Here is a 6,954-nt window from a genome sequence, read left to right as displayed (position 1 = left end):
GAGGGGGTAAGCGCGATACTCCTCGGCTCTGAATGCGTCCCAGTCGATGCCGCGTCGGCGTAGTCAAACAGCCAGGAAGCGCTCGACGCTGAGCTTGGGCTCACACCAATAGTGGCCGATGACGATCCTGTCCTGATCGTGGGGAAACGACATCGGCCGAGTTCGCTCGGCTTCACCGTCCTCGCCTCGACGTGGCAAAAGCAACTCCGTCATGACCCGATCATGCCGTGTCTGCAGAGTTCCTACCACCACACTCTCTGGTGGGATGCGCTCAGCCGACGGACTGCTTCCAGTCGCACGCTCATCGGCCTTACCGAGCGCTTCAGGTGATCTCACCAGCTGTGGCGTCAACTACGCGAAGCGAGATCCTTCCAAGATCTTGACTCGAGACACTCGGAGCGTTTTGGCGGCTACCTAATTCGATTGGCGGTCATAGTGATCCGAACACTCAATCGGTAACGGTGAGAAGGGCTAACTGGTCGACTGCGTCGATACCGGAACCAGTCGCGGACCCACAGAAGGGAATACTGCGATTCGGGCGGTCGTGGTGATGCTGAGCGTAGCTGCCTCCATCTCCTACCTCGCCGGAGCAGTAACCGGGCACATGCTGCTGCGTCGCCGCTACGGGCTGCTCGGATTCGCCACTGTCGCAACGACCTTCAACCAGGTCATGGCCGCTACCGCTATCGCCGGCTGCGGCGCCCTGGCCGCGATGATGCTGATCCAGCACACCGTCTCCGGCGTCACCGCCGGCCATCTGGTCACCCTGACCGCCGGAACACTGGTCGGCGCAGGCGGCTTCCTGGCCGCCGCGAAAGCGATCGGGATACCGGAAATCCGCGTCGCCCGAACACTCCTGACCTCCTGACCAGGACCCGAAGCTCTTCAGCCGCGTCTTGCGAGGTTCCCGCAGAAAGGACAGTCCCGATGCAAAAGCCGATTCTCGGACTTGCCGCAGCCGCGGTCGCCGCGGCCACCGGGGCCGTGCTCCTTGTTCACTACACCCACGAACCGGCATCTCACCCCCAGGAGTACCTGGTGGTCAACAACGACAAGCCAGACGATCAGCAAACAGATGGACTCGACGACCTCGAAGAGCCCAACATCGAGGGACCGCCGCCTACCAGCGCGAGAGACTTCGTGGAAGATTCCACGCCCTGCCCCGGAACCGCACCCGAACACCCAGCGCCAAACGAAGACGGCCCCGCCGCGCACGGCCAGGGATGGACGTCTTACAACCCGGGCAACTAGACAGACAGGTATCGTGAGCCGCCGGATCGACATGGACGCCGCAGCTCGTCACCCGAGTTCGCCTGGCGTAGGTTGAGCCGATGACGAAGGTGGGGAGAAACAACCTACGGACCATGTGCGCGGCCGCTGCGATCGTTGCGGGCATCTGCTCGACGGCACCAGCAGCACAGGCCGCGCCGGTACCGAATTGTGGTGCCTGGCAGGCCGATACCATCGCCTCAGGCCTGCAACAGCTGGAAAACCTGGCACCCGACGGCCACCGCGGCTTCTACATCTCCGGCGAATCCCGCCTCTACCACATCGACGAGGCCGGACGGGTGCGCACAGTTCTCGATGATCTGCCGGTGCCGCGCGGTCTGCAGGTCGACGGCACGGACCTCTATCTGGCAACCGGCCGTGATGGCGCGGTGTCCCGGTACGACATCGCCACCGGTTACATCACCAAACTCGCCACGATGACCGCCCCGAACGGCTTGCTGCGCCTCCCGGATGGCGACATCCTCACCACGTGGGTCGGTACCGACGTCGGCGTCCCCGACACCGGTGTCTCGCGCTACCACCACGACAGCGCCACCGTGCAGCCGAACTGGTCACCGGTCCCCCGTTCGGAAGGGCTGGCCCTGAGCCCGGACCACCAATTCGTCTACTCCGACGACCTTTTCACCGGCCAGATCATCCGCATCCCCCTCGACTCCCCGGACCGGTGGACCGTTGTTGCGACAGTGCCCGGCGGACTGCCCGGCCTCGACGACCTGACCATGTCACGCTCGGGTGAGCTCTATGTCGCCGCGCACCTCGCCGGCCTCATCTACCGGGTTGACCCCGACACCGGCGCCATGTGCACCATCGACACCGGACTACCGACAGGATGGGGCGGCCCCAGCTCGGTGCGGATCGCCCCCGACGGCGACCACTGGGCCCTGTACGTGACCGGATTCGACGGCACACTGCGCCGGCTGCGTCCCCCAGCCGACAGTGACCTGAAACCGGTGCTCACTCCTTAACCCTCCGCGGGTGAACTGTCACCGGTTTTCACGACGACGCTGGGGCACCCGAGTTGGTCGAGGTTGCGTCCCGATCGGGACTTCCGCGAAGTCGCACTTCCGGATTGACCGGCTGGACCGACGGTGCGAGGCGGATCCGGCCTGGTGCGTTTCGGGTATCGGTCTGGGGTCTTCTAGTTCTTGCGGGGGACTCGTTCGTGGACGGTGAGCAGCAGGTGGTCGAATGTGGTGACCGTCGTCGGGCTGGATTTCGGGAGGGTGGCGAGTTCGTCGATCAGGGCGGCGGCCAGGTTACGGATCTTGGTGTTGGTTTCCTGCGAGCGCCACGCCAACACCTTGAACGCCTGGTCGGCGTTGATCCGATACATGTGCATCAGCACGCCCTTGGCCTGCTCGATCACCGCGCGATGCTCGACGACCTCGGACAGCCGTGTCGACACGGCATCGCGGGTGCTTTCGGCGAGGGTGTCGGTCAGGTCGATGTAGAAGCCCGCGGTGCCGGTGACTTTCCCGGCCTGGTCGTGGATGCGGTCGGCGACCACCATCACGTGGTGGAGATTGCCGGCGGTGTCGAGGAATCGGTGCCGGCTGGAAAACGATTCGCCCAACTCCAGTGCCCGGGTGATGCGGTCGGCGACATCGTTGCGGTCGTCGGGATGTTTGTGCGCGAGCATCAGTTCGGTCGTCGGCTCCACGGCGCCGGGGGTGTAGCCGTGCATCCGGAACACCTCCGGTGACCACTCCCAGCGGCGACTGGCGAACCACAACCGGAACGACCCCACCGCAGGCCTGCCCTCGTCCGGCCCCGGCGACAGCTGGGCCGCAGGGTTGTTTCCCCTGTTGAAGCGGGGCTCTTGCACATCAACCATTCTCTTCGACCCGATCGCTGGTGCCCGTGCCGCCCCCGGTCAGCCCGCCAGTCCGGACGGCTGCGCCTGCCGGACGACGAACCGAAAAAATCTGTAGTTGCGACAGTAGACATTAGCAGGATGCTGCGGTAACTTCTGTCTTGTCGGTAGTGAAGAAAGTGTCCAGATGGCACGGGAGATGATGAACTGCCCGTGAGAGGAAAGACGGCGGGCGTGGCTGCGGGACCAGAGCACGACGGTCTCGCCGCCCGCCGGGCAAGAGATGAAGTGGAACGGAAAGTTGAAGTAACCCCGTGAGGAGAAGGGAGGAGTTACCCGTCGGGTCACTCGGAAGCAGGTCTGGTCCGTGTGATCGCCGACGTTTTGGTTACATGTCGGAAGACGCAAGTACATTCCCCCTTTCAGCGCCCCGGTGCCGCCTGGCACCGGGGCGCTTCGGCGCATCGGAGGCCGCGCGATTTCTGAAACACCCACTGCGAACGAGAAGTTCGACGACGACGACTACCCCGCCTACACGATGGGCCGGGCCGCGGACATGCTGGGTACCACTCAAGCGTTCCTGCGCAGCCTGGACGAGGCGAAACTGATCACCCCGCAACGCTCCGCCGGTGGGCACCGCCGCTATTCGCGATACCAGTTGCGTATCGCCGCCCGCGCCCGCGAACTCGTCGATCAGGGCACCCCCCTCGAGGCGGCGTGCCGGATCATCATCCTCGAAGACCAGCTCGCCGAAGCCCGCGAACTCAACGCCAAACTCACCCAACACGACTGACCCCGGCCGCCCCCACTGCCCCCGGCCTGTCACGAGGATCGGGCGATCGCGCCGGCTGCTTGTTTGAACCGGCACGATCTGGGTCGCCGCATACTCCCGGGCGGATGCGGGGACCTACCGACGCAGTACCCGGCCGACGACACGCAAACCGCTGCCCGGACGGTGAGGGGAGAGCCGAGGACCGAATCTCCATCAGGAAAGACGATCCGCAGCCAGTGGAATAGCTCGCCGGTCCCTCAGGTTGTATGCGCTGTCGGTGTCCGGACAGCCCCGGGCCGCACCCCATTTGTCGCTTCGAGCGACCACTCGCCGAGAGGCGCATGATGGACGTCGGCTCACCAACACACACGCCGCCAGGTATCACCTGGCGGCGTATTCGCTTGTCTCTGCAGGGCAGGCTCAAGGAACCGCGGCGTTGATGCGGTCGGTGGCTGCGCCGGTGAAGTTGGTGGGGTCGTAGATCTCGGCGAACGGCGCTCCGCCGTCGCGCAGGACGGCGTCGAGGCCCCACAGCGGGATCGGCGCGGTGCGGCCGTGCAACCAGTCGAGCAGGTATTCGGTGACGGTGCCGGGGTGGAAGCCCCAGTCGAGTTTGTCGAGGTCGGTGAACACCAGCGTCCACCGTGCCGGGTCGGGGTCGTGGGCGTCCCACAGGCAGTAGTCGCCGCCGAAGGAGCCACCCCACTGGATCAGCGTTGCTGGATCGATCGACACCCCGGCCGGGATCTCGGTCGGGGGGTCGCCGAATTCGGTGTCGGCGAGGGGTTCTCGCGCGGCGAGGGTGACCTCGGCCAGGTCCAGCCACGGCTCGTGGGAGGGCCGGTACAGGCGCAGCGCGTTGCAGAACCGCACATCCCCGTACACGCCGAGCAAGGCCTTGAAATTGTCCGGGAGCGCGGTCACACCCAGGCGCTGCTCCACCGCGGTCCAGTCGAAGGCCCCGCCGGCGCCCGCCGGGGGCGGGAGCAGTGTGGTGAGCTCGTCGAGTGCGGTCATCGTGCCCGTTCTTTCCCTTCGCCGGTGTCAGAAGTTCTGTACGTAGGTCGCTGGCAGGTTCCAGCCCTGGTCGCCCCACGCCCGAAGAAGGTAATGCTGTCAGCCACGCCGGACACAGTGAGTCCATCGAACACGATGACCCCGGACATCGACACGGTGACGGGGAACTGCCACAACAGATTTCGAAGGAGACCACCATGTCCGCCACCCTCGCCCTGACCGCCCAGGACCAGCTCACCATGCGCACCGCCGCCTACGGCGCGGTCTCCCTGCTGGCCGCCGGATCGAACAAACCCCACAAGGCCGCTACCGCGGGATCGACTGCGCTGCTGTCGGCGACCGGGACCATCGGACACGTCCTGGCGGCGAAGTCGAAGGACGTCAAACTGGCGGGCAAGTCGGTTGCCGAACTCGCCGATCGGGTTCTGCCCGCGCTGACGGCGGCGGTCGCATTGCTTGAGCAGTCCGATCCCGCCGAGGCCGACAATTTCCGCACTACCGTGCGGGTCGCGATCGAGGCCGCCACCGCCGATGTCCGGGCCGGCCCGGTCACCGCCGAGATGATCCGAAAGATCACCGCCGCCATGTACACCGCGTAAGGCCGTTGGCTCCACCGGGCCGCTCGTCGGCGCCGTCCGGGCTGAGTGCTTGGCATGGGAGCCAGAAACCTGCTGGTCATGAGCCGACTGCGGTCATCGGGATTCCTGAGAGCCGCAGCTCGGTGGTGGCGTCGTCAGTGCGGGGACAGCGGTGTCGCGTAGGTGTTTCCGTGCAGGACACCGAACTCGACCTTGCACGGAAATACCGGTGTCCGGGCCTCGGCGGTGTGGTGAGCGTCGTGGGCGAGCAGGGTGATGGCCCTGTCCCGCAACGCTTCAGGGAGGAGTCGCCGGGTGCCGTCGGCGAGGCGAAGGTAGGGAATGCCGGCGCCGATCGGGGTCCTCGATACCGATACCGGCGACGTCGAGTACGACACCGGTGTCGGCCTGTGACGCCATCACGGGCGGGTCGAGCGCGAGATCCATTCCCGCAACATGACGCGATGCCGCGGCGATTCAGGGCAACCAACGCCGGCCTAACATCACCTCGCGTGCGCGGTCCACTGTGCTTGCAGTGAATTTCGCGGAGGAACCGGGGGACGGGCTGGGGCGGTGGCAGTATCGGTGAGGTGACCGATATTGCCCGCTTGGCGCGCGAGGTCGCCGAGCTGCATCCTCAACCGCGGCAGTCGTATTGGCGGAGCTTGAGCTTCTGCGTGGTGGATGCGGTGTTCAGCATCGGTGCCCGCTACAGCACCGTCGTCGCCGTCGTCGGCCGCGTCGCCAACGAGTTCGGTATCACCACGGTGACCGCGCCGGATATCGCCGGGACCGATCCCGACCCGCTGGCGTTGCCGCAGTTGCTCGACCGGTTCCCCACTGCCGAGGGGCTGAGCGTGGTCGCGCGGAACCGCCAGCGCACCTCGACCCGCAACGGGATACTCAAGGCTGACGCCAGCTTGCAGTACGCGAAAATCCTTGTCGGCCATGACATCACTACCCTGGTGCAAGCGCGGGAGCTGCTGGCCGACCCTGAACGGCTTCAAGCTGTCGACGCGGAGCTGGCGGGTGTGCCCGGCGAAGGGAACGCGGGTGTGCGCCGCGGCTACCTGTGGATGCTCGTCGGCGCCGATGACCTAATCAAACCCGACCGCATGGTGCTGCGCTGGCTGCGCCGCCACGGCGCAGACGTCGATCCCGCCTCCGCCCGCATCGTGCTCGCCGACATCGCCGAGCACCTCACCCGCGCCCAGGGGCACCGGGTGACCCCGTGGGAGATCGACCACGCTATCTGGACCGCAGCGCGTCCCAGGCGACGCGCCCGCTGACCAGCCCACCGGACTGAGCTTCTACAACTTGTAGACGTTCACATGTAAGGCCTGCGCATGCCACGAGCTGAGAGCCCGGCAACCATTCACAGACCGGCGTTTTCGACCGGGCACCGCAACTGTCGACAAGCCGAGCCAGCGCGACTCGCGGGGCGTTCGGCTCCGTCCCAACTCCGCGCGGCGCGCGTCACTGTC

10 protein-coding genes are annotated in these 6,954 nt (G+C 66.0%); 6 read left to right on the top strand and 4 right to left on the bottom strand.

Annotated features, from left to right (window positions below):
* Positions 1-63: 63 nt before the first annotated feature.
* A complete protein-coding gene (locus tag NA3_RS37475; protein ID WP_157126644.1) occupies positions 64-213 on the bottom strand; it encodes a hypothetical protein in 150 nt (49 codons plus the stop codon).
* A gap of 337 nt (positions 214-550) precedes the next feature.
* Here NA3_RS37475 and NA3_RS34820 point away from each other — a divergent pair, with 337 nt between their 5' ends.
* The 3 genes from NA3_RS34820 to NA3_RS34815 all read left to right on the top strand — a co-directional run bounded on the left by NA3_RS34820 (position 551) and on the right by NA3_RS34815 (position 2,255).
* Positions 551-868, top strand: coding sequence for a hypothetical protein (locus tag NA3_RS34820; RefSeq protein ID WP_128145250.1), 318 nt, complete (start codon positions 551-553; stop codon positions 866-868).
* Between the two features lie 59 nt (positions 869-927).
* The gene (locus NA3_RS37470; RefSeq protein WP_128145251.1) at positions 928-1,251 is read left to right on the top strand and encodes a hypothetical protein; all 324 of its coding nucleotides are present in this window, start codon (positions 928-930) and stop codon (positions 1,249-1,251) included.
* A 113-nt stretch (positions 1,252-1,364) separates the two neighbouring features.
* The gene (locus NA3_RS34815) at positions 1,365-2,255 is read left to right on the top strand and encodes an SMP-30/gluconolactonase/LRE family protein (RefSeq protein ID WP_128145735.1); all 891 of its coding nucleotides are present in this window, start codon (positions 1,365-1,367) and stop codon (positions 2,253-2,255) included.
* A gap of 173 nt (positions 2,256-2,428) precedes the next feature.
* Here the strand turns inward: NA3_RS34815 and NA3_RS34810 are convergent, their stop codons facing one another.
* Positions 2,429-3,124 (bottom strand): PAS and ANTAR domain-containing protein, encoded by a 696-nt coding sequence (locus NA3_RS34810; protein ID WP_084492120.1) that lies wholly within the window; start codon positions 3,122-3,124, stop codon positions 2,429-2,431.
* A gap of 442 nt (positions 3,125-3,566) precedes the next feature.
* On the opposite strand from NA3_RS34810, the gene NA3_RS34805 reads away from it, so the two are divergent.
* On the top strand, positions 3,567-3,896 hold the full coding sequence (locus NA3_RS34805; RefSeq protein ID WP_308189579.1) for a MerR family transcriptional regulator: 330 nt from the start codon (positions 3,567-3,569) through the stop codon (positions 3,894-3,896).
* A 399-nt stretch (positions 3,897-4,295) separates the two neighbouring features.
* Here the strand turns inward: NA3_RS34805 and NA3_RS34800 are convergent, their stop codons facing one another.
* The gene (locus NA3_RS34800) at positions 4,296-4,892 is read right to left on the bottom strand and encodes a hypothetical protein (protein WP_062969129.1); all 597 of its coding nucleotides are present in this window, start codon (positions 4,890-4,892) and stop codon (positions 4,296-4,298) included.
* A gap of 197 nt (positions 4,893-5,089) precedes the next feature.
* On the opposite strand from NA3_RS34800, the gene NA3_RS34795 reads away from it, so the two are divergent.
* Positions 5,090-5,491: a hypothetical protein gene (locus tag NA3_RS34795; protein ID WP_062969128.1), complete on the top strand. Its 402-nt coding sequence runs from the start codon at positions 5,090-5,092 to the stop codon at positions 5,489-5,491.
* A gap of 134 nt (positions 5,492-5,625) precedes the next feature.
* Here the strand turns inward: NA3_RS34795 and NA3_RS34790 are convergent, their stop codons facing one another.
* Positions 5,626-5,868: a hypothetical protein gene (locus NA3_RS34790; protein WP_062969127.1), complete on the bottom strand. Its 243-nt coding sequence runs from the start codon at positions 5,866-5,868 to the stop codon at positions 5,626-5,628.
* Positions 5,869-6,060: 192 nt separating this feature from the next.
* Here NA3_RS34790 and NA3_RS34785 point away from each other — a divergent pair, with 192 nt between their 5' ends.
* Positions 6,061-6,759 (top strand): DUF8548 family protein, encoded by a 699-nt coding sequence (locus NA3_RS34785; RefSeq protein ID WP_128145252.1) that lies wholly within the window; start codon positions 6,061-6,063, stop codon positions 6,757-6,759.
* Positions 6,760-6,954: the final 195 nt, after the last annotated feature.

This window comes from Nocardia africana NBRC 100379 (assembly GCF_001612635.1).
In the GTDB taxonomy this organism is placed as follows: Bacteria; Actinomycetota; Actinomycetes; order Mycobacteriales; family Mycobacteriaceae; genus Nocardia; species Nocardia africana.
Note: the sequence above shows the minus strand (reverse complement) of the source record. Positions and strands in the feature narration are given on the sequence as shown.